Source organism: Mesorhizobium sp. M1066, assembly GCF_040318635.1.
In the GTDB taxonomy this organism is placed as follows: Bacteria; Pseudomonadota; Alphaproteobacteria; order Rhizobiales; family Rhizobiaceae; genus Mesorhizobium.
The window spans coordinates 90801-112155 of sequence record NZ_JAMYMR010000020.1 but is presented as its reverse complement, the minus strand read 5'-3'; the positions used below and the strand labels follow the sequence as shown (position 1 = coordinate 112155).

Annotated in this window: 19 protein-coding genes and 1 pseudogene; 8 read left to right on the top strand and 12 right to left on the bottom strand. The window is 63.9% G+C overall.

The features are described from left to right. Positions 1-81 precede the first annotated feature (81 nt). The 3 genes and pseudogenes from NKH52_RS22760 to NKH52_RS22750 all read right to left on the bottom strand — a co-directional run bounded on the left by NKH52_RS22760 (position 82) and on the right by NKH52_RS22750 (position 3134). A pseudogene (locus NKH52_RS22760) lies at positions 82-1094 on the bottom strand (substrate-binding domain-containing protein). 103 nt (positions 1095-1197) lie between these two features. Then, positions 1198-2106, bottom strand: a complete 909-nt coding sequence (locus NKH52_RS22755; RefSeq protein ID WP_352733704.1) for a sugar phosphate isomerase/epimerase family protein — start codon at positions 2104-2106, stop codon at positions 1198-1200. Continuing rightward, the gene (locus NKH52_RS22750) at positions 2103-3134 is read right to left on the bottom strand and encodes a Gfo/Idh/MocA family protein (RefSeq protein WP_352733706.1); all 1032 of its coding nucleotides are present in this window, start codon (positions 3132-3134) and stop codon (positions 2103-2105) included. The genes NKH52_RS22755 and NKH52_RS22750 overlap by 4 nt, the downstream gene beginning before the upstream one ends. A gap of 197 nt (positions 3135-3331) precedes the next feature. On the opposite strand from NKH52_RS22750, the gene NKH52_RS22745 reads away from it, so the two are divergent. Continuing rightward, on the top strand, positions 3332-4357 hold the full coding sequence (locus NKH52_RS22745) for a LacI family DNA-binding transcriptional regulator (protein WP_352733708.1): 1026 nt from the start codon (positions 3332-3334) through the stop codon (positions 4355-4357). A gap of 141 nt (positions 4358-4498) precedes the next feature. Here the strand turns inward: NKH52_RS22745 and NKH52_RS22740 are convergent, their stop codons facing one another. Beyond that, complete coding sequence (locus tag NKH52_RS22740) at positions 4499-6052, bottom strand: trimethylamine methyltransferase family protein (RefSeq protein ID WP_352733710.1); 1554 nt, start codon at positions 6050-6052, stop codon at positions 4499-4501. A gap of 12 nt (positions 6053-6064) precedes the next feature. After that, a complete protein-coding gene (locus NKH52_RS22735) occupies positions 6065-8476 on the bottom strand; it encodes a GcvT family protein (RefSeq protein ID WP_352733712.1) in 2412 nt (803 codons plus the stop codon). Positions 8477-8712: 236 nt separating this feature from the next. Between NKH52_RS22735 and NKH52_RS22730 the strand changes: the two genes are divergently transcribed. Both NKH52_RS22730 and NKH52_RS22725 read left to right on the top strand, forming a co-directional pair. Next, entirely contained in the window at positions 8713-10191 is a 1479-nt protein-coding gene (locus NKH52_RS22730) for an esterase-like activity of phytase family protein (protein WP_352733714.1), read from the top strand. 170 nt (positions 10192-10361) lie between these two features. Next, entirely contained in the window at positions 10362-11834 is a 1473-nt protein-coding gene (locus NKH52_RS22725; RefSeq protein WP_127293045.1) for an MATE family efflux transporter, read from the top strand. 33 nt (positions 11835-11867) lie between these two features. Here the strand turns inward: NKH52_RS22725 and NKH52_RS22720 are convergent, their stop codons facing one another. Then, positions 11868-13079, bottom strand: coding sequence for an MFS transporter (locus NKH52_RS22720; protein ID WP_127293043.1), 1212 nt, complete (start codon positions 13077-13079; stop codon positions 11868-11870). A gap of 184 nt (positions 13080-13263) precedes the next feature. Then, a complete protein-coding gene (locus NKH52_RS22715; protein WP_023813119.1) occupies positions 13264-13665 on the bottom strand; it encodes an SH3 domain-containing protein in 402 nt (133 codons plus the stop codon). Between the two features lie 239 nt (positions 13666-13904). On the opposite strand from NKH52_RS22715, the gene NKH52_RS22710 reads away from it, so the two are divergent. Beyond that, positions 13905-14480 (top strand): TMEM175 family protein, encoded by a 576-nt coding sequence (locus NKH52_RS22710; protein ID WP_127293041.1) that lies wholly within the window; start codon positions 13905-13907, stop codon positions 14478-14480. Positions 14481-14533: 53 nt separating this feature from the next. Here the strand turns inward: NKH52_RS22710 and NKH52_RS22705 are convergent, their stop codons facing one another. Next, entirely contained in the window at positions 14534-14815 is a 282-nt protein-coding gene (locus NKH52_RS22705) for a hypothetical protein (protein ID WP_352733717.1), read from the bottom strand. A 187-nt stretch (positions 14816-15002) separates the two neighbouring features. On the opposite strand from NKH52_RS22705, the gene NKH52_RS22700 reads away from it, so the two are divergent. Beyond that, positions 15003-15869 carry an SDR family NAD(P)-dependent oxidoreductase gene (locus NKH52_RS22700; protein WP_127293037.1) on the top strand — a complete coding sequence of 289 codons (867 nt, stop codon included), beginning with the start codon at positions 15003-15005 and terminating at the stop codon, positions 15867-15869. Positions 15870-15872: 3 nt separating this feature from the next. On the opposite strand, the gene NKH52_RS22695 is transcribed toward NKH52_RS22700, so the two are convergent. Beyond that, the gene (locus NKH52_RS22695) at positions 15873-16298 is read right to left on the bottom strand and encodes a low affinity iron permease family protein (RefSeq protein ID WP_127293035.1); all 426 of its coding nucleotides are present in this window, start codon (positions 16296-16298) and stop codon (positions 15873-15875) included. 365 nt (positions 16299-16663) lie between these two features. Between NKH52_RS22695 and NKH52_RS22690 the strand changes: the two genes are divergently transcribed. Beyond that, entirely contained in the window at positions 16664-17806 is a 1143-nt protein-coding gene (locus NKH52_RS22690; protein ID WP_352967846.1) for a hypothetical protein, read from the top strand. 105 nt (positions 17807-17911) lie between these two features. Here the strand turns inward: NKH52_RS22690 and NKH52_RS22685 are convergent, their stop codons facing one another. The 3 genes from NKH52_RS22685 to NKH52_RS22675 form a co-directional block, all read right to left on the bottom strand. Continuing rightward, the gene (locus NKH52_RS22685) at positions 17912-18205 is read right to left on the bottom strand and encodes a hypothetical protein (protein WP_127293031.1); all 294 of its coding nucleotides are present in this window, start codon (positions 18203-18205) and stop codon (positions 17912-17914) included. 190 nt (positions 18206-18395) lie between these two features. After that, entirely contained in the window at positions 18396-19037 is a 642-nt protein-coding gene (locus NKH52_RS22680) for a transferase hexapeptide repeat family protein (protein WP_127293029.1), read from the bottom strand. Positions 19038-19105: 68 nt separating this feature from the next. Continuing rightward, positions 19106-19597 carry a CreA family protein gene (locus NKH52_RS22675; RefSeq protein ID WP_023813125.1) on the bottom strand — a complete coding sequence of 164 codons (492 nt, stop codon included), beginning with the start codon at positions 19595-19597 and terminating at the stop codon, positions 19106-19108. Between the two features lie 229 nt (positions 19598-19826). Between NKH52_RS22675 and NKH52_RS22670 the strand changes: the two genes are divergently transcribed. After that, on the top strand, positions 19827-20405 hold the full coding sequence (locus NKH52_RS22670; RefSeq protein WP_027034922.1) for an SCO family protein: 579 nt from the start codon (positions 19827-19829) through the stop codon (positions 20403-20405). Between the two features lie 10 nt (positions 20406-20415). After that, positions 20416-21288, top strand: a complete 873-nt coding sequence (locus NKH52_RS22665) for a 50S ribosomal protein L11 methyltransferase (RefSeq protein WP_127293027.1) — start codon at positions 20416-20418, stop codon at positions 21286-21288. Positions 21289-21355 lie beyond the last annotated feature (67 nt).

Genomic DNA, 21355 nt, shown 5'->3' with positions numbered 1-21355 from the left:
TCGAGTTGTTTGTGTGATGTGGGTTGGTGCCACGCCGCGGCCGCCGGGGGGCGATCTGAGCCGCGCGGGCGGCTTGGGAGGTCAGCGCAGCGCCTGCTTGGCGAGCTCGGCGACGATCTCGTAATTTTCGGGCGTGACGAAGCCGGCGCCGGTGTCGACATTCACCGGCGCCAGCCCCAGCACCACCTGCTGGCAGAGGCTGAGGATCGGCAAATAGCCCTGCAGGAACGGCTGCTGGTCGGCGGTCAATTGCACCCAGCCGCCCTTAAAACCCTCGACGATCTGCGGGCTGGTGTCGAAGCCGAAGTTGAAGATCTCGCCCGCCTTGCGTCCGGCCGCCTGCATGTAGGTCGAGACATTGCCGAGCATCTGCCCGCCGGGATAGCCGACCGCCTTGACGTCGGGATTGTTGAGCAGCGCCGCGGTGATCACCGGAATGGCCAGATTGGGATCGGACGCCCATTCGCCGCTCGGCGGTGAGGACAACTGGATGACCTCGACGCCGGCTTCCTTGAGCGCTGCCACCGTGCCGCGCTCGCGCGCGCCGCGGGCCTCATTCTCGACGGGCCGATCATGATCGCCTTGTCGCCGGCCTTCAGCTTGCCCAGCTTGAACGCCTCGGCGCCGAGCGCGCGGCCCTGCTGTTCCTGCTGGGCGCCGACATAGCCTCCGCCGAATGCCGCCGTCACCTTCGGCACCGGCACGTTCTGATACATCATCTTGATGCCGTCCTTGTGCGCCTGTTCGGCGAGCGGCATGATCGACGCGTCGCCCGGATGGCCCATCATGGCGATGCCGTTGGGCTTGACCGCAATGGCCTCGCGCAGTTGCTGCACCATCTTTTCGATGTCCCACTGGGAGAAGATGTAGTCGACCTTCGGCCCGAGATCGGTCTCTGCCTGCTTGGCGCCATTGTAGACGATGGTGCCGAAAGCGTCGCCCTCGGCGCCGCCGACGAAGAAGCGGATGTGGACATCCTTGCACCATTTGGCGTCGAGCGCCCGCGCGGGCAAGGTGGAGATCGCAGCGGCAAGCACCGTGGCGGCGGCCACGACGGTCGAGCGCGGAACTGTCCTTCTCATCGTCATGCTCATGCACTTATCCTCCCTTTTTGTCCTCGCAAGCGAGGGGTTTCGACATTCGCTTCGGCAATGCGCGTTGCAGACATCCCGTCCGGCTCCTCCCGCCGGCCGATCCTCACATCGGGTTCGGCAGGTAGCTGGCCCCTCCCCGGCATTGCTTGAGATATTCCAGCGCCCGCACCTGGCCGGTGATCTCGAGGTCGCCGCGATAGACCGGGTCGTGCCAGCCTTCGATATCGATGGCCCCCTTGTAGCCGGCCAGTCGCAATTCGCTGATCACCCGGGTCCAGTCGCTGTCGCCGAAACCGGGCGTGCGCATCTGCACGAAGGGCAGTCGGCCGAACACGCCATGCTCGCGGATCACGTCCCAACGCACCGTCGCGTCCTTGCCGTGGACGTGGAAGATGCGCGGCGCCCATTTGCGGATCTGCGGCATGGGGTCGATCAGATAGACGAGCTGGTGGCAGGGCTCCCATTCCAGTCCGAGATTGTCGTCGGGCACTTCGTTGAACATCAGCTCCCAGGCGTCCGGATTGTGGGCAATGTTCCAGTCGCCGGCGGCCCAGTTGCCGTCCATGGCGCAGTTCTCGAACGCGATGCGCACGCCCTTGTCGGCGGCGCGCTTGGCCAGCGGTCCCCAGACCTCCTTGAAGCGCGGCAGGCTGTCCGGCAGAGGTTTGCCGCGCAGGCGGCCGGTGAAGCCGCTGACCATCGAGGTGCCGAACAGATGCGCGTTGTCGATCACCGTCTCCCAGGCCTTGAGCACGCCGCGGTCGACCTCGCCGTCTTCCAGCGGATTGCCGAACACGCCGAGCGAGGACACGGTGACGTCGGCATCGCCGATCGCCTCGCGGATCTGACCGGCGAGAAGCGGCAGGTCCTTGCCGCCAAGCGTCTGCCAGAAGAAGGGTTGGATGCTCTCGAAGCCGAGCGGCAGGATCTGTTTGACGTAAGCCGCCGGGTCGTCGAGATTGGCCCGCACCATGGTGCCGATCCGGATGTCGAGAAGCGGGTTCGGCGTCATTGTGCGTCCTCTGCGATTGTCACGCGGCGGCCGGTCTCGGCGCTTTCGATGGCGCCAAAAACCATGGCCAGACTCTTGATGTTGTCGGCGCCGCGCGTTTCCGGCTCGGTGCCGGTCTCGATGGCGCGAACGAAATCCTGGAGAATGCCGAGATGGCCTCCGACGCGATCGGACGCATCGAGCGGCGGCACCGCGATCGGCTGGGTTTTGTCGAACATTCCGTCGCGGCCCGGCATCACTGCTTCTGCCCTCAGCTCGTCATTGCCGTCCCAGAGGAGGCTGCCGCGCTCGGCGACGATGCGCCATGTACTTTCCCAACTGGTGCGGAAGCCGGCGGCGCACCAGCTGCCGGCATAGGTGAAGACCTTGCCGCGGCCGAGATCGAAGACGGCGCTGGCCGACGATCCCTGCCGGTACCAGGAATTGGCCGGCTCCCATTCCTGGCAATAGACATTGGCCGGCTCGCCGGCGACCATGTAGCGGGCGGCGTCGAATGTGTGGATCGCCATGTCGAGCAGCAGCACATGCGCCATCTCCTCGCGAAAGCCGCCGAAATGCGGCGCGACGAAGAAGTCGGCATGGATGCTGGTCGGCGTACCAATGACGCCGGAATCCAGGAACCTGCGGATGCGCCTGACATCGGCGACATAGCGGCGGTTCTGCACGACCGCATGGATGCGCCCGGCGCGGCGCGCGGCCTCGACGATGGCGCGCGCATTTTCCCGACTGTCGGCGAGCGGCTTTTCCGTCAGCAGATGGCAATTGTGGGCAAAAGCGGAAAAAGCGACTTCGCGCCGGGCGGCTGGAACCACCACGTCGAACACCGCTTGCGGTTTGGTCTGGTCGAGCACGGCGTCGAGATTGCTGCCGATGAAGGCATTGGTGAGATCGTATTCGCGCGCCCTCGCCCGTGCCTTGTCGGCATCGAGATCCACGAGGCCGACAAGCGTGAGCCCGTGGATCTGCCTGATGGCATCGAGCCAGGCCTTGCTCATCGCTCCGCAGCCGACCAGGACGACATCGATCATCCAGCGCTCCTCCTCCGCTCGGTCCCTCCAGACCGATCGTCACGGCATCCACGGCAGGACCGTAAACGTTTTTCCGTAAACGTTTACGAGAACACACCCGAAGGCGTAGAATGTCAATCGGCTCTTGGCGAAATTCGTCTTACCGCCTTGGCCTGAGCGGCTACCGGTGCTAGCCAAGCAAGGGGGAGAACAGTCTCTTGGCGTCCAGCATTCACGACCTTGCCCGTCACTTGAACATATCGATCGGCACGGTGTCGCGAGCGCTGAACGGTCGCGCCGATGTAAATGCCGACACGCGCCAGCGCGTGCTCGAGGCGGCCAGGACGCTCAACTATTCGCCGAACCAGTCTGGCCGCAGCCTGAGGCAAGGCGCCACCCATTCGATCGCCTTCATGCTGCAGCCGCATCCCGGCGACCAGCAATATGGCGAGCCCTTCTTCATTCCGTTCCTGATCGGGTTGCAGGCCAGGCTTGCCGAAAGCGGGCTCGACCTGACCGTGGTCATGGGGGCGCCGGGCGACTACCAGCAGGAGCGCCTGCGCCGTGTCGTCGAAACGCGCCGCGCCGACGCGGTGCTGCTGGCCTGGACGCGGCGCGAGGACGAGCGCATCGACTATCTCACGCAAGCCGGCTTTCCCTTCGCCACGCTCGGCCGCAGCCGCTCCGGGGCCAAGTCCTATCCTTCCCTCGACCTCGATTTCGAGAAGGCCGGCGCCGACGCCGTCGACCGCCTGGTGGCGCGCGGCCACCGCCGCATCGCCGCTGTCCGTCCGTCGCTCGACCTCAACTTCGGCTATCTGTTCCTGGCCGGCTACCGCAAGGCCCTGAAGCGGCACGGCATCGGGATCGACCCCGAGCTGATCGCCTCCGGCTTCATCAACGAGGCCGGCGGCTACGAGGTGACGCCTCAGGTGATGCGCTCCAAGGCCCCGCCGACCGCCATCATCTTCAACAATGATGCAATGGCGCTGGGCGGCTGCAAGGCGCTGGCCGAGATGGGCATCAGGCCGGGTCAAGACATGGCGGTGACCGTCATCGTCGACACGCCGCTCTGCCGCTATTTTTCCCCGGCGCTGACCGCCTTCCGCCCGGCGCTGGAGCCAATGGGACAACGCCTCGCCGAAATGTTACTGGCGTCGCTTCCCGCCTTCGCCGGCCCGGAGGGTCCACGGATCATCCGCGAGGTCTGGCCGCTGGAGCTGGTCGCCCGCGACAGCGATTGACGGTGGCAGCAGGACCGCCGATGTCGTCCTCCCCTCAAACAGCACATCGGTGCGCAGTGCACCGGCCGCAACCTTGAATGCGCGGGAGGCGCTGTAGGTTCCGGATCGCGCCACAACCAGGGCGATCAGCGGGAGCCAGCCTCAAGATACCGGCGCCGCTCCGCCCTCTGCCGTGCGCCGCGCGACAAACTCATCCAGCACGCCGGCGGTGGCGGCAGCCGTTGCCGGTGGCGTGAAATCGGCAAGCACCCGCCTCCAGACGCCGGTGGCGCGCTCGCTTGCCGTCTTCGAGCCGCTTTGCGTCCAGTTGCCGAAATTCGACCAGTCGGCCACCAGCGGTTCATAGAAGGCGGTGCGGTAGCGCACCATGGTGTGGCCGGCCGAGAAGAAATGGCCGCCCGGCTGCACCTCGGCGATCGCTTCGAAACCGATGGAATCGCTGTCGCCAGGTGTCGGGGCACAGAGCTCGGCCACTGTCTGCAAAGCCTCGATGTCGGTGACCAGCTTTTCGAAGGAAACGCTTAAGCCCCCCTCCAGCCAGCCGGCGGCATGGATGCACATCGTCGCCCCCGCCAGCACCGAGCCCCACAGCGCGAACTGCGTTTCGTGCGCGGCCTGCGCGTCGGAGATGTTGGCCGCGCTGCCGCCGCCGGACCGCCACGGCAGCCCGGTGAAGCGCGCCAGCTGGCCGGCGCCCAGCGTCGCCTTGACATGCTCCGGCGTGCCGAAGGCAGGCGCGCCGGATTTCATGTCGACATTGGAGGAGAACGAGCCGTAGACGACCGGCGCACCGGGCCGCACGATCTGCGCCAGCGTCAGCCCGGCCAGCGCTTCGGCGTGCTGCAGCGTCAACGCACCGGCGACCGTGATCGGCGCCATGGCGCCCGCCAGGCAGAACGGCGTGATGACGGAGATTTGGCCCGCGCGGGCGAAATCGATGATGCCTTGCGCCATCGGAATGTCGAGCTGGCGCGGCGAGTTGGTGTTGATGACGGTGTAGCAATATGCATTTGCCAGAAACTCGTTCTCCGACAAGCCGCGCGCCAGCCGCAGCATCTCGAACCCGTCCTCGACCTGCGGCGTACCGCGCGCGAAGACGAATGGAAACTTGTCCGACAGCGTCAGCTGCGCGCGGGTGACGGCATAGTGCCGAAAGCGGTTGTCGACATCCTGCGGTTCGATGCAGGGCCCCAGCATATGCAGCACGTCGAAATGCTGCACCAGCCGCATGAGATCCTCGAAATCCGCCAGTGTTCCCGGCCGCCGGCCGCGCTCGAGATCGGTGACGTTCGGTGCTCCGCTCCCGGCCAGGAACGCCATCGAGCCAAGTTCGAGCGTCAAATCGCGCGCGCGGGAACCGGCATGGGCGTGGATCGACTTCGGCGCCGAGGCCAGTGCCGCCGTCACCATGTCGCGACCGATGCGCACCATGTCGGTGTCCGGATCGGCCAGGGCGCCGGCATTGGCGAAAAGCTCACGCGCCTGCGGCAGCAGCACCTTGATGCCGAGCTCTTCCAGCACGCGCAACGCCGTGTCATGGATGGCGGCGACCTGATCATCCGAGAAGATCGGCTGCGGCAGGAACGGATTCTTCAGCGAATGGTAATTGGGCCGGCGGCTGCTTTCGCTGCCTGCCTCGCCCGTGCGTCCACGCCGGCGCTCGCGCCTGCTGTCCCGTGCCGCGTCATCGACCATGGTGTATTCTCCTCATTGCCGCATCGCCTTGCCCTCGGGATCGTAGGGCGAGGCCGCGATGACGCGTGCCGGCCGCTCGACGCCTACAATGTGCACCGAAAGCGCCGTCCCCTCCCCGGCAAAATCGTCGTCCACCAACGCCAGTGCGACGCTCTTGCCGATCGTGTAACCAAATCCGCCCGAGGTGACGAAACCGACGCGCCGACTGTCATGCCAGACTGGCTCGAAACCGCTGGCATCGGCATCAATAGCGTCGATCTCCAGCGTCACGATCCGCTGCGAGGCACCGGCGTCGCGCTCCTTCAACGCCGCTTCGCGACCGATGAAGTCGCTCTTGCCGAAAGCGATGAACCGGTCGAGACCGGTGTGGCCCGGCGTGTAGCCTTGCGTGAATTCGCGCGACCAGATGCCAAAGCTCTTCTCCAGCCGCAGCGCATTGAGCGCGTAATAGCCGATTTCGGCCAAGCCGAGATCCTCGCCGGCGGCCAGCAGCGTTTCGCGCAGAGTGGCATGCATGGTCACAGGGCAACTGATTTCGAAGCCGAGTTCGCCCGCGATCGACAGCCTTGCCACACGTGCCTGCACCATGCCGACGTCGAATGCTCCACAAGCCATAAATGGCAGTGCCGCGCCGGAAACATCCTGATGCGTTGTGCGCTCCAGGATCTTGCGCGCATTCGGCCCGGTCAGCAGAAAGCCGCTCATCGTGTCGGAGAGGTCGGCGACGGCGACGCCTTCAGCCGCATGGCTCTCGAACCAGCGCATGTGGAATTCCCGGAGATAGTAGGAGCCCATCAGCCAATAGCTGCCGCCGCCCCAGTTGAAGACGGTGAGGTCGCCCTTCAGCCGTCCGTCATGACCGAGCATCGGCGCCAGGCCGGCCCGCCCCGGCTTCGGCAGCCTGCAGGCGAGCAGCCGGTCGAGCCAGGCTTCCGCACCTGGCCCCGCCACCGCATAGCGCGAATAGGCCGAGATATCGACGAGACCGGCGGCGCGCCGCACCTGCAGCGCCTCGTCGCCGACGATGTCGAAGGCGTTGGAGCGCCGCAGCGTCGTGTTCTCGGCAAATCCCATCGGCGCGAAATAGGCCGGGATTTCCAGCCCCCACGACGCCGTCCATTCGCATCCCGCGGCCGTCATGCCGTCATAGGCGCCGGGGCGTTTCAGCGGCCGGCCGGCGGGCAGCCGCTCATTGGGAAAGGTCATGACGAAGCGGCGCGAATAGAACTGGCGTGTCGTCTGCTTGAGATATTCCCGGTTGGCGGCGAAGGCGCCGTAGCGGGCGATGTCCATGCCAAAAATGTCGGCCTGCGGTTCGCCGTAAATCATCCATTCGGCCAGCGACTTGCCGACGCCGCCGCCCTGGCTGAAACCGGCCATGACGCCGCAGGCGACCCAGTAATTCTTCAGCCCGCGCACCGGCCCGACAATCGGATTGCCGTCCGGGGTGAAGGTGAAGGCACCGTTGACCCATTTGCGGATGCCGGCCGTCGCCAGGCAAGGAAAGCGCTCATGCGCCTTGGCGAGTTCGGGGCTGATGCGGTCGATGTCTTCCGGGATCAGATCGATGCCGTAGTCCCATGGCGCACCATCCATGTTCCAGTGCTTTGGATTCTGCTCGTAGACGCCAAGCAGCACACCCTTGCGCTCTTGCCGCAGGTAGGAGAAGCCGTCGAGATCGACGGCGATGCCGATTTCCCTGTCCAGCGCCGCGATCTCGGGAATGTCCTCGGTGATGAAATAATGGTGCTCCATCGGCGTCACCGGCAGGTCGACGCCGGCCATGCGGCCGAGCTGCTTTGCCCACAGCCCGCCGGCATTGACGACATGCTCGGCGATGATGGTGCCCTGCTCCGTGACGACATCCCAGCGACCGTCGGCGCGCGGCTTCAACTCGACCACCCGGTTGCGCAGGATGATGTCGGCGCCGCGCTTCTTCGCAGCACCCGCATAGGCATGCGTCGTGCCGTACGGGTCGAGATGGCCTTCGTTGGAATCATGCAGCCCGCCAAGCACACCGGTGACGTCGACGATCGGGCAGATCGTCTTGATCTCATCGGGCGTTACCAACCTAGCGGTCTCGATGCCGACCGACTGGAACACCGCCCAGGCCGATTTCAGCCACTCCCACCGCGCGGGATCGCTGGCGATGTTGACGCCGCCGGTCATATGCAGGCCGATATCCCAGCCGGATTCGGCCTCGATCTCGCGGTAGAGACTGATGGTGTAGTCCTGCAGCGCCGCCACGTTGGGGTCGGCGTTAAGCGCATGGAAGCCTGCCGCCGCGTGCCAGGTCGAACCGGCCGTCAGTTCGGCGCGCTCGATCAGCGCCACATCCCTCCAGCCGAACCGCGTCAGGTGATAGAGCACCGAGGCTCCAACCACGCCACCTCCGATGACGACTGCGCGGTAGTGCGACTTCAAGGCTTCCCCTCCACGGTTAGTCCGAAGGCTGGAGCATATATACACTGGACATAAGTGTCTAGTGCCGCGCGCGCGCATCGTTTTTCGTCGACCGCCGGCATGTACTGCGTGCTGTCACGCAAGCATCATGTTCGCGCCGTAGACCGCGTTTCGGGGAGGCGCGGCATCATCGATGTCGCACCTCTTTCAGTTTTCGTCCCGCGTCCGCTCCGGCACATCCGCCACAAAGAGGATCCATGAAACACCTGTATCGAACCGCGTCGCTCGGCGTCGCGCTGGCCTTGTTCACCGCCTTGACGCCGGCCCTCGCCGACAGCACCACGGCCGTCGCCGGCCCGGTCAATAAGGGGCTGGTCGGCGTCGGCCGCATCCCGGCCGCTCAGCGCGACAAGTTCGGCGAGACGTTTGGATCGGGCTCCGGCATGTCGATCGACACATCAGGCTGGACGCATGAGGCCGCCGGCTACAAAGGTTCGCTCTGGCTGCTGCCAGATCGCGGCTACAATGTCGTCGGCACCACCGACTACCGGCCGCGCCTCAACACCATCGGCATTGAGTTTACCCCGGTGGCACCGGGTGCGGCACCTGCTGCCGGCCAGCGGCAGACCGGCGTCAAGGCAACGCTCGCCGACACCATGCTTCTCACCGACGACAAGGGGGCTGATGCCACAGGCCTCGATCCGCTCAACGGCGTGCGCGCGGCAAGCGGCGACATGCCGATCCTGCCGCAAGCCGACAATGGCAAGCTGGCGCTCGACAACGAGGCGATCGTGCGGCTGCCCGATGGTTCGATGTTCATCTCCGACGAATACGGCCCGAACATCTATCGGTTTTCCGCCGACGGGCATCTGCTGTCGGCAACCCAGCCACCGGCCGCCCTCGTGCCGATGCGCCACGGCACGCCGAACTTCGCCTCGGACAATCCGGGACCCGGTGCCGCCGAGCCCGATCCGAAGGACCCCGAAACCGGCCGCCAGAACAACCAAGGCCTCGAAGGCATGGCAATGACGCCAGACGGCAAGTTCCTGATCGCCGTGCTGCAGTCGGCGCCCCGGCAGGACGGCGGCGATTCGCCCGCCACGCGCCAGAACACCCGCGCCCTGGTCTACGACGCATCCGACCTCGGCCATCTCAAGCTGGCGCATGAGTATGTCGTGCCGCTGCCGGTGTTCAAGGATGCCAAGGGCAAGACCAAGGTCGCCGCGCAGAGCGAGATCGTGGCACTGTCGGATCAGACCTTCCTGATGCTGGCGCGCGACAGCGGCAACGGCCAGGGGCTGAAGGGCGGCACCTCGCTTGTGCGCCAGATCTTCGTCGTCGACGTCTCGGCCGCGACCGACATCGCCGGCGGCGCCTTCGACGCCGCTGACAAGCCGGTCGCCCCCAAGGGCGTCGTCGACCCATCGGTGACACCGGCCAAGCTGACGCCATTTATCGACATCAACGACAGTGCCGAGCTCGGCCGCTTCGGCCTGCACAATGGCGCGCCCAACGACCAGGATAACCTGTCCGAGAAGTGGGAGGCGATGTCAGTGGTCAGCGTTCTGGATCCGAAGCTGCCCGACGACTACTTCCTGTTCGTCGCCAACGACAACGACTTCCTCGCCCAGGACGGTTTTCAGGTCGGCGCGCCCTACAAGGCCGAAGACGGCGCCAATGTCGACACCATGTTCCTGGTCTATCAGGTCACGCTGCCGGGTCTGGCCAAGAAGTAACGACCACTGCACGGACGGGCGCGCTTGGCGCGTCCGCTGGGGCAGCGGCTGGTATGAACGGGGGGCAGCGGCTTTCAGCCGTGCGGCGCGTTCGCAAGGGTGCATCTCGGTCCCGCCTGCGATATCATCGTGGACTGGATCCCAAATCACCATCTGCCGAGCTGCCCGCCATGGACGAAAAAATGCCCGCGCGCCGGCGCACCGGCGACCTGACCAGCGGCCCGATCCCGCGCACGCTTCTGCTGTTCGCCTTGCCGGTGCTCGGCTCCAACGTGCTGCAGTCGCTCAACGGATCGATCAACGCCGTCTGGGTCGGCCGTTTCCTCGGCGAATCGGCGCTGACCGCCACCTCCAACGCCAACCTCGTCCTGTTCCTGATCCTCGGCACTGTGTTTGGCATCGGCATGGCGGCCACCATTCTGGTGGCCCAGTCGGTCGGTGCCCGCGACCTGCCCGAGGCGCGCCGCATCGTCGGCACCAGCGCGACGTTCTTCTTCCTCGTCTCGGTTATCTTCGCGGTATGCGGCTGGATCTGGGTCGACGCCATTCTCAACACGCTCGGCACACCGGTCGATGCCTTGCCGCTGGCCCGGTCCTATCTGCGCATCATCTTCGTCGCCGTGCCGATGATGAACCTTCTGTCCTTCGTCATGACCGTGCTGCGCGGTGCCGGCGATTCACGCACGCCCTTCTTCTTCATGGCGCTGGCCGTCGTCCTCGACATCGTGCTCAACCCATTGCTCATCCGCGGCATCGGGCCGTTTCCCGAGCTCGGTATCGCAGGCTCCGCCACGTCGACGCTGATCGGCCAGACGGTAAGCGTGATCGCCATCCTGATCGTGCTCTATGTGCGCAAGCATCCGCTGCGGCTGGCCGGCGCCAACCTCGCTCTGCTGCGGCCCGATCCCACCTTGCTTCGCATCGTCGTCTTCAAGGGCGTGCCGATGGGTCTGCAGATGATTGTCATCTCCGCGGCTGCATTGACAGTGATGGGCATGGTCAACTCCAACGGCTCACAGGTCGCCGCCGCCTACGGCATCGCCGCCCAACTGTGGACCTACATCCAGATGCCGGCGCTCGCCATCGGCGCTGCGGTGTCCTCGATGGCGGCACAAAATGTCGGCGCCGGGCGCTGGGACCGGATCGGCCGCATCGCCGCCTCCGGCGTCGGCTTCAACCTGGTCCTGACCGGCGCGCTGGTTGCCGTGCTGTCGGTTTTCGACCGTTCGGTGCTGAGCCTGTTCCTGAGCAGCGACAGCGCGGCGATCGACATCGCCGTCCACATCAACAATGTCGCCTCGTGGTCGTTCATTCTGTTCGGCATAACCATCGTGCTGTTTGCCACCGTACGAGCCACGGGTGCCGTGATGCCGCCGCTGATCATCCTGGTCATTTCGGTGCTGGTCGTGCGCACCGGCTTCGCCTATTTCATGCGTGGCGTGATCGGCGAGGAAGCGCTGTGGTGGAGTTTCCCGGCGGGTTCAATCAGCTCGCTTATACTGGCCGCAGCCTACTACCGTTTCGGCCGCTGGCGCACCACGCACATGATCGAGAACAGGCCGGCCGCCGGCGAGCCGCCGGACACCGGTCTTGGCGTGCCGCGCGGACGCGCGCATCTTTCGCCTGAAACACCGAACGGCTGAAGCCAACCCGGTTCCGCTGGACAGCTCCAGGGCTCAACGCCCGTGTTGTTTCAGCTCAAAAGCCAGTGCCACCAACGCAAACGCCACGATCACGCCGGCGAATGCCAGGCTGGCGGCGATGGGACTGGCATAGGTCGAAACGATGCCAATGCCGATGACGGGCAAGGCGTTGCCGACAAAGCAGCAGATGAAGAAGCTGGACACCACTTCGGCGCGACGAGCCTTCGGCGCGATCTCGTTCACCACCTGCAGGCCACCACGGTAACCAAGCGCCGCCGCAACGCCGCAACAGGCCGTCGCAGCAACCATCAGTGCCATCGAGGCCAGTATCTGCGCCGCCACCACCAACGAGACGCTTGGGATCATCAATGCCAGCGCAGCCAGCATCGCTTTGTTGCTCTTCATGTGCATCAGAACGACAATGCTGATCGCGGTGACGATCGCCAGTTCGAAGAACAGCGCGCCGGCGACGGCGTGGTTGGTCACATGCAGCTGCTGCGCCAGGATGCTCGGCGCCAACGCGGCGTAGAACCCGACCAGCGCCATCGCGCCGAAGCCGGTCACCGCCGGCGCGACGAAGCGCGCACGGATTTCCTCCGGGACGGAAAGTTGCGGCCGCAAGGAAAGCCGCCGCAGGCCGCCCGGCTTCGCCACCGTTTCGCGAGTGCGCCAGACCAGGATCGTTACCACCAAAAGTGCTGCCAGATAGACGATGAAGATCAGCCGCAACGGCCATGGCTCATATTCAGCCAGAAGTCCCGAAATCAGTGCGCCGAAGCCGAGGCCGAGGAAATTGGTGCTGGTGGCGATCACACTGGCACGCGACTTGTCCGCGCCGGGAAGAAGCTCGGCAATCCACGCGGTTCCGGTCCCCGCGCCGACGCCGATGCCAAGCCCGCTCAGGATGCGGGCGACGTCGAGCGAGACGACGTTTCCGGCAAACAGGAAGACAAGCGCACTGACGATGGCGACAAGCATCGCCGCCAGGCTCGCGGGCCGGCGCCCGACGACATCGGACACCCCGCCGAACATCACCAATGCCGCCAGATTGCCGACGACATACACGGCGTAGATCAGCGTCAGGGTGATTTGTGAAAAGCCGAATTGCTGCTTGTACACGATATAGAGCGGCGTCAGCACCGTGCTGCCGGCAAACAGCACCGCAATCATCGCGGCGACGGTGGGGATTGCAAGAGCATCGCCACCTGCTCCTTCGTGCGTATGCGCAAAATTGCGAATGGCCATTGCCAACCTCGTCACCAATTTCGGGGATCGAGGATTTAACGCGGTTTCATCCACGACGTTCCAGCCGACAGGGAGGCTCCTGACAGCACCGTGGACATTGCTTGAGCGGGATATCCGCCGGCTGAACAGGCTCGGATCGGGGCCAGCGGCTCCGATCCGTCATCTATCGCTCAACCGGTCGGCCTCACCTGCAGGGGAAGCCGGGCGCGATCTTGCACTTGCCGGGGCGCGGCTTGTGCGGCGGGCGATGGTGTGGAGGACGGTGCGGCCTGTGCTGCCAGTGCGGCCGATGCGGCGGGCGCACGATGATGATCGGCGGGCGAACGATTTGGGAGCGTTCTAGATAACCGGCGCTGGCCCAGCCGCTCACGCCGCCGCCGTGGATTCTACACCAGCCCGGCTGGCAGCCGGTGACATTGACCCTGAAGCCGGCGGGCAGCGTTCCCACTCTGGCGTATCCCGCTCCCGGCCCGCTACGGACGTTGAGGTTGGTCGAGGTGTGGGCGCTGTAGGCGAAGGCCGCGGCCGACGTCCCGAAGACCGCGGCCAGAATGGTCGCGACCACAAGCAGAAAACGAAATCTCATCAGTCCCCTCCATTCGAATCCCGCCGTACATCTGCTTCGGCCAAGACTGCCCTGCAAGAGGAGCGGCCAAGCCAAGAAAAGTCAACGGTGGGCGGCCGTAATCGTCCTGACCAGCGGGACTGATGCCGGATTTTCCTTGGACATGGTTGAGGAATTCCCCGGTTGCCATTTATTGGCTCCCCAACATCCGCTAGCGTTTACTCTCTTTCGACAATTCATCGTGGGCAAAGGTGGGATCCATGGGCAAAGGCAGGGTCGAGGCATTCACCGACGGCGTCGTGGCTATCATCATCACCATCATGGTGCTTGAGTTGAAAGTGCCGCATGGCGAGGATTTCTCCGCCCTGGTGCCGTTGTGGCCGATCTTCTTCTGCTACGTGCTGTCCTTCATCAATGTCGGCATCTACTGGAACAATTTGCACAACATGTTCCACGCCGTGCAGCGGGTCGACGGGCGCGTGCTGTGGGCCAACCTCAATCTGCTGTTCTGGCTGTCGCTGATGCCGGTGACCACAGCCTTCATGGGCGAGAACCACTTTGCGCCGGTGCCGGTCGCCGTCTATGGCACCGACCTCGCGCTATGCGCCATCGCCTACACCATACTCGCCGCCGCGCTGCATCGGCTTCACGGCAATGATACCGCCTTTGCCAAGGCGCTGGGTACTGACCGCAAGGGGAAGCTCTCGCTGGCTGTCTACATCGCAGCCGTCGTGCTGACCTTCGTCAGCCAGTGGATCGGCGTCGCGCTCTATGTGCTGGTCGCGATGATATGGCTCGTCCCGGATACGCGCTTTGCGCGGGTGATTGAAAAGTAGCTGTCTTCACGCATTTTCAAGGCAAAGCGTTGCACGTCTTTCCCAGAGTTGCGCTACTTGCGCATCGCTTTCAGTTTTTCCGCCACCGATGCGGCAAGGTCGGCATAGCGCTCCTCCAGCCGTTCCGCAGCCTTGACGATCGAGAAATCATGGCCGAACTTTTCCAGCGCCATGCGCAGCTTCTCGACGAACTCGGCTTGTTTCTCCAGGGCGGAAAAGAGCGTCTTCACCTGCGTTTCGCTGATGTCGGGGTTGGCCAGCATCTGCGGCACCTCAGGGCCCATCTGGTCGCCAATGGCGGTCTGTTCCTTCAGAATTGCAACCCAGTCCGTCAATCAGGAAATCTCCGTTTGTCCCAGGGCCAAAGTTTGTTTTGTCCCCAGGACAAAATCTCTTTCGCGAAGGCAAAGGGCAACATGCGCAGCCTCGACCGAACTGGTCAACCCGACAAGGCGAGCAGAGGCTTGCACCGACCGGTTCCGGCGCTAAGTTCGGCGCCATCGAACAAGGAACCCATCGCCCATGATCACCGACGCCGAGATCCAGACCGCCCTGCCCGCGCTTGCCCCAGGCAATGCCGCCGTGATCACCGGCGCCGCCAGCGGCATCGGTCTGGCGGCCGCCAAGCGGCTTGCACTGATGGGCATGAAGATCGTGCTGGCCGACATTGGCGGCGCGCGGCTTGACGACGCCTCGCGCGCCGTTTCCGCGATCGCCGGCGACGATGCCGTGCTTGCCGTCGCCGCCGACGTTTCGAAGGCGGATGAGGTGGACCGCCTCGCCGAGAGGGCGTTCGGCGCCTTCGACGGCGTGTCGCTGCTGATGAACAATGCCGGCGTCGGCGACAATCCCGGGAAGCCATGGGAAAACCGCGATGCCTGGAAACGGCTGCTGGACATCAATTTCTGGGGCGTCGTGCATGGCGTGGAGGCCTTCGCGCCGCGCATGCTGGCCTCGGCCAGGCCGGGTCTGATCGTCAACACCGGCTCCAAGCAAGGCATCACCACGCCGCCCGGCAATCTTGCCTACAATGTCTCCAAGGCAGGGGTGAAAACCTTCACCGAAGGCCTGGCGCATGCGTTACGCAACGAACCCGGCGCCCGTGTCGCTGCCCACCTCCTGATCCCCGGCTTCACCTTTACCGGCCTGACCGAGGGCGCGACGGAAAAACCCGCCGGCGCCTGGACCGGCGAACAGGTTGTGGATTTCATGCTGGAATCCCTGACCAGAGGCGATTTCTACATCCTGTGCCCGGACAATGAGGCGGCCCGCCCGCTGGATGAAAAGCGCATGGCCTGGACGATCGGCGACATCATCGAGAACCGCCCAGCCCTGTCGCGCTGGCATCCGGACCACAAGGACAGTTTCGCGGCGTTCATGAAGGGCTGATTTTCAGGCCGCCTGCTTTTTCGACCCGCGCTTCCTCGCCACAACCTTCTTCGCCGCCATGTCGGCGATCTGTTCGTCATGCCGCTTTGCAGCACGCTCGCATTTGGCGCGGATTTCCTCGACTTCGGATTCGGTCAGATGTTCAATGCCGATGAAGTGATTGTGGCCCTTGCCGACCCGGATCAGTTCGTCGAGCTTGGCCTGGATCGCCGCGCCGTCGCGGTTCTGAGTGTTCTGGATCAGGAAGACCATCAGGAAGGTAATGATGGTCGTGCCCGTGTTGATGACGAGTTGCCAGGTGTCCGAAAAGCCGAAGAACGGACCGCTCACCGCCCAGACGATGACGATCAGGCAACAGACGGCAAATGTCGGCGGCAGACCGGCTATGCGGGCGACCCAGTTGGCGACCTTAGTGAAATGCTTTTCCATCTATCAAATCCTCGACGCTGCGGCGCGATGAGAAACAACCAGCGACCGTTTCGGGTTCCCGACGCAAACAAATACGTAAGTGCAATCGAATGCACGCATAAGGAGAACAAGGCAGAAAACACAGCTTATGGGTTCAATGTCACAGTAACCCTGCAGGCAAGAGTGCCTGTTCCTTCCGCTTCACAGCGGTTTACCTCCAGCCCCTTCCGCTGCGCCACCCCCGCATGGCGGAAGGGGTTTCAGTCCGGAGAGCGTGGAGCATGGTTTCCCGAAAGCGCCGACCGGCAGAAAGACGGACGGCCGCTCCACTTTCCCGCAGATTGCTTGGCAGCGCCGGCCTAGGCCTGCTGATGGCCTGTGCGACCGTGAGCGCCAGGGCAGAACCACCAACAGCACCGGCTGCCGAAATAGCGACGGATCCGACAATCACCGGCAGTCTCGAACGGCATTGGACCAACAACGCGCTGGACAGCGACCATGCGGTCAAGGACTGGTACACACTGTTGCGCGGTTCGCTGCAGCAGCAATGGGGCGACAACGACGCCAACGCGAAATTCAGCGCGGACTTCCAGGTAACGCATTTCGACAAGATTTCGATCGAGGACGACCGCGGATTGTCGCTATCGGCCGAGGCCTTCCGCCGGCTCGGCCCGGGTCTCGAACTGAGGGGATCGCTGAGCTATCGCGTCTCCAGCACCGGCGACAATCTGGATATCGGCCCGCTGACGCTGGGTACGCGCGAGTTCAAGCAGGTCTTCGGCGCCCAGACACAACTCGGCATCGACCTCGGCAATGCCACCTCGCTGATTCTCGAGGCGGCCGACAGCTACGAAAAGCTCGGCGCGACGCATTTCCAGGAAGATCTCATCCTGCCGGCGAAGCTGCATGCCGACCGCAATCTGTTCCAGTTGGCGGCTCGGGTCACCCGGACAGTTGGCCAGCTTGCCTTCGGCGCGTCCGCGTCCGCGCTGTTCGCCAGCGTCCAGGAAATTGGTTACCCGCCGCTGTTCCTGTCGTTCAACGCTTATACGCTGCGCGCCGAGGCGGCCTACAAGGCCACTGATGGTTCGACGCTGGGCGTGGCGCTGGGTGCGCAGTTCCTGCGCGGCGCCGACGACATCTACCAGCGCTGGCGTCCGACCTGGCAAGTCACCTTCGGCAAGCCGCTGCCGCATGGCTTCGAGCTGCGCGGCACCTATTTCGGCCGCTACGAAACGTCCGAAACCGACGATCCGCTAGCGTCATGGCTGCAGCGCGCGGAGCTGGAACTCGGCATGAAGGTGCGCGAGAACCTCGGCATCGCGTCCGGCATCTTCTATGAGCTCAAGGACAACCTGCTCTACGAGAACCAGGAGCGCCGCAAAGGCGTCTATGCCGAAGCGACGTACAACGCGACCAAATCGATGGCCATTGTCGTTCGCGTTGACGTTTCCGAGACCTTCAAGACCGTGATCGATGAGCGCGAACACACGGTCGATGCATTTGTGGGCCTGCGGGCGAAGATCTAGCTCATTCCCGCGCTTTGACTGGGCAGACCCACAAGCGGAGGCAGGAGGGTGTTGAAGACCCTCCTGCCCACGACACGTGACATAGGATGCCCGTGACTTTCCTGCTCAGTGACGGCTGCCGAGCTTGTAGCTGTTGCCGCCAAGGATATTGACGCCGATACCGCTGAGAACGCCGGTAAGGACGTTGGTCTTGTTGCCGTTCAGAATACCCTGGACGACATTGCCGCTCAGGATGTTATTGCCACTCAGGATGCCATTGAGCGCGGTCACCTGGCCGACACCGATGGACGGCGACACATTGATCAGGCTACCCGAGCTACCTCCCCAGCCGCCGGCATAGGCGCCGACAGTCGAGAACGAAACCATAGCAGCCGTGAGTACAAGTGCGAACTTCTTCATGACTTCTCTCCATTGTTGCTAGTAGTGTTTTCTTCGACTTCTTACGACTTACCCCCGAGCCGAGTAGTGCATTTTGCCGAAACTCTTGCAACCTTGGAGTGTTTCATTTCACGGATGCAATCCGTTTTCCATTTCTTAACTTTAATATTTTACGTTAAGAAAATTGGTTACCGTCGACGTCTTGAGCTGGTCAGACGGCGTCGTTTTCCCAGCGATCGAGGAACGCTTCGATCGGCATTGCCTGCATGTCGGGAACCGCTCTGGCCAGCTTTTCGACCGGCCAGTCCCACCAGGCGAGAGCTTTGATCCGCTCCGCGATATCCGGAGCGAAGCGTGGCCGAAGCGCCTTCGCCGGCACCCCGGTGACGATCGCGTAGGGCGGCACATCACGCGTCACCACTGCGTTGGCGCCAACCACCGCGCCATTGCCGATGGTGACCCCTGGCATGATCACCGCGCCGTGGCCGATCCAGACGTCATGGCCGATGGTTACGGCTTTCGCCTGCCGCCGCTCGCGGAAGGCGGCATCGACGCCCAGCCAGCGAAAATACTCGTTCGGCCGGTAGCTGAGCTTGTGCTGGGTCAGCCGCTCTATGGGATGCTCCAGCGCATTGATGCGACTGTTGGCAGCGATCGAGCAGAATTTGCCGATCGTCGTGTAGATCGCTTCGCAATGGCGTTCGAAATAGGAGAAGTCGCCGACATTCACCTCGCGCAGCACCACTCGCTCGCCGATCGAGGCATAGCGGCCGAGCTTGCACGCCTTCAACTCCGCGGTCGGATGAATGCGCGGCTCGGGGTCTTTCGGGACGAGATTTTCGGAACGGTCCATGCCGGCGGCTTTACCCCCGAGCGATTGGTCCCGCAAGCGGGACCAATCGTCCGAAGGTCGGCAGCCTGTTACGGCTTGCCTTTGCTCCACACCACGTTCTGGCCGTAGAGCGGCACGGTGGTGACCGACATTTTGGCCGAGCCGTTCTGCACCTGGCGCGAATGCGAGAGATAGATCAGCGTCTCATTGGGCTTGTCGTAGATGCGGTTCACCACCTGCTTCTTCCAGATCAGGCTGATGCCTTGCTTGAACACTTCCTCGCCGCCCTCGCTCATGTCGATGTCACCGATGGTGATCGGACCGGTCTGGCGGCATGAGATCGAGGAATCGGACGGATCCTCGAACCAGTTGCCCTTGTGCAGGCGATCGATGATGCCGCGATCGAAATAGGAGACATGGCAGGTCACGCCCTCCACTTTCGGATCCTTGATCGCCTCGACGATGATGTCGTTGCCAAGCCAGTCGACGCCGACCTTGCCGACTTCCTCGGCGACCGCGGCACCGGCGCCAAGGACAACGCAGGCGGCCAAGGCGCCGCCGATCAGTTTCCGCCCAATCAGTCCGTGCCCAATCAGTCGTCGCCCAATCAGTCGTCGCAAACTAGCCTCCTGCGGTTCGAGTTGCCGGTCACAGGTGGGGCGAGCAGCCCGGCTTTGCAAGCAGATAGGGTCAACACCACTGCGGTTGCGGCAACGCGGCACTTTGCCTGTGCGAGGCCGAACCGCTAAGACTGTCGCACAGGCGCGGCATTGAGCCGGCGCGGCGATTTCTGCAGACGGACTTTTGATGATGATGCGTTCTATCCTGGTCGGCATTCTCGTCCTGATGGCTGCCGGCATCGGCTGGCTGACTTTCGACTGGTACCGCGGCCATTATGGCGGCGAGCCGTTCGGGGCCGCCTTTAGCCTGGTCGACCAGAAAGGCGCGCCGATCACCGAGGCCGCCTTCAGGGGGCAGCCCAGCGTCGTCTTCTTCGGCTTCACCCATTGCCCCGAGGTCTGCCCGACCACGCTGTTCGAACTGGCCGGCTGGCTGAAGACGCTCGGCGACGACGGCAAGAACCTGCACGCCTATTTCGTCTCGGTCGATCCCGAGCGCGACACGCCGGAAGTGATGAACGCCTATGTCAGCAATTTCTCCGACCGTATCGTCGGCATCACGGGCGCTCCGGACAAGGTCCATGCCATGGCCAAGTCGTTCGGCATCTATTGGAAGAAGGTCGACACCGGCGACGGCGACTACACGATGGACCACACCGCCTCGGTGCTGCTGCTCAACGCCAAGGGCGACTTCGCCGGCACCATCGCCTACGGCGAAAGCGCCGATACGGCCATCGCCAAGCTGAAGCGGCTGGCGGCGAAAGGCTGATTACCATTTCATGACCCAGACGCGCCTTTACTTCACCACCGGAAAGACCGAGTCCGTCAGCATTTTCGCGGCGCTCGAGGCAGCCTTCGAGGAAGAAGGGCTGCCGATCGCCGTCCTGGAGGTCGACGAGGACAAGGACATCCACGAAGTGTCGCTCTATGCCGATGGCGACGTCGATGCGGTCGAGACCCGCTTGAAGGACATCCTTGCTCGCCTTTCCCTGTCGAAGCTGGTCGAGCGCGAGGCCCTGCCCGACATCGACTGGGTGGCGCATTCGCTGGAAGAGCTGAAGCCGGTGCGTGCCGGCCGTTTCTTCGTCCACGGCGCGCATGACCGCAGGAAACGCCACAGCGGCGAACTCGCCATCGAGATCGAGGCCGGCCTCGCCTTCGGCACCGGTCACCACGGCACCACAGCCGGCTGCCTGGAAATGCTGGAAAGAGTGGTTCGGCGCGAGCATCCGCGCAATGCGCTCGACCTCGGCACCGGCAGTGCGGTGCTGGCGATCGCCATCGCCAAGCTGGCGCATATTCCTGTGCTGGCCACCGACATCGATCCGGTGGCGGTGCGGGTGGCTGCCGCCAATGCGCGGCTCAACCACGTCAAGGCACTGGTGGAAACAGCAACAGCACCAGGCTTTCACCATCCGATCTTCGGCAAGCGCGCGCCCTTCGATCTGATCGTCGCCAACATATTGGCGCGGCCGCTGATGCGGCTGGCGCCGCAAATGGCCGATCATATCGCACTTGGCGGCTCTATCGTGCTGTCAGGCATCCTCGAGCGCCAGCGCGACGCCGTCATCTCGGCCTATGTCGGCCAGAATTTTCGCCACGTGCGCACCTTGCACCGCGAAGGCTGGGTGACGATCCACCTGAAGCATTGAGGCATGCGGGCCGGCAACGACCGAGCTTGGACCAAGTTCCGCTGATTGTCAGTCAAGCGATGCTGTA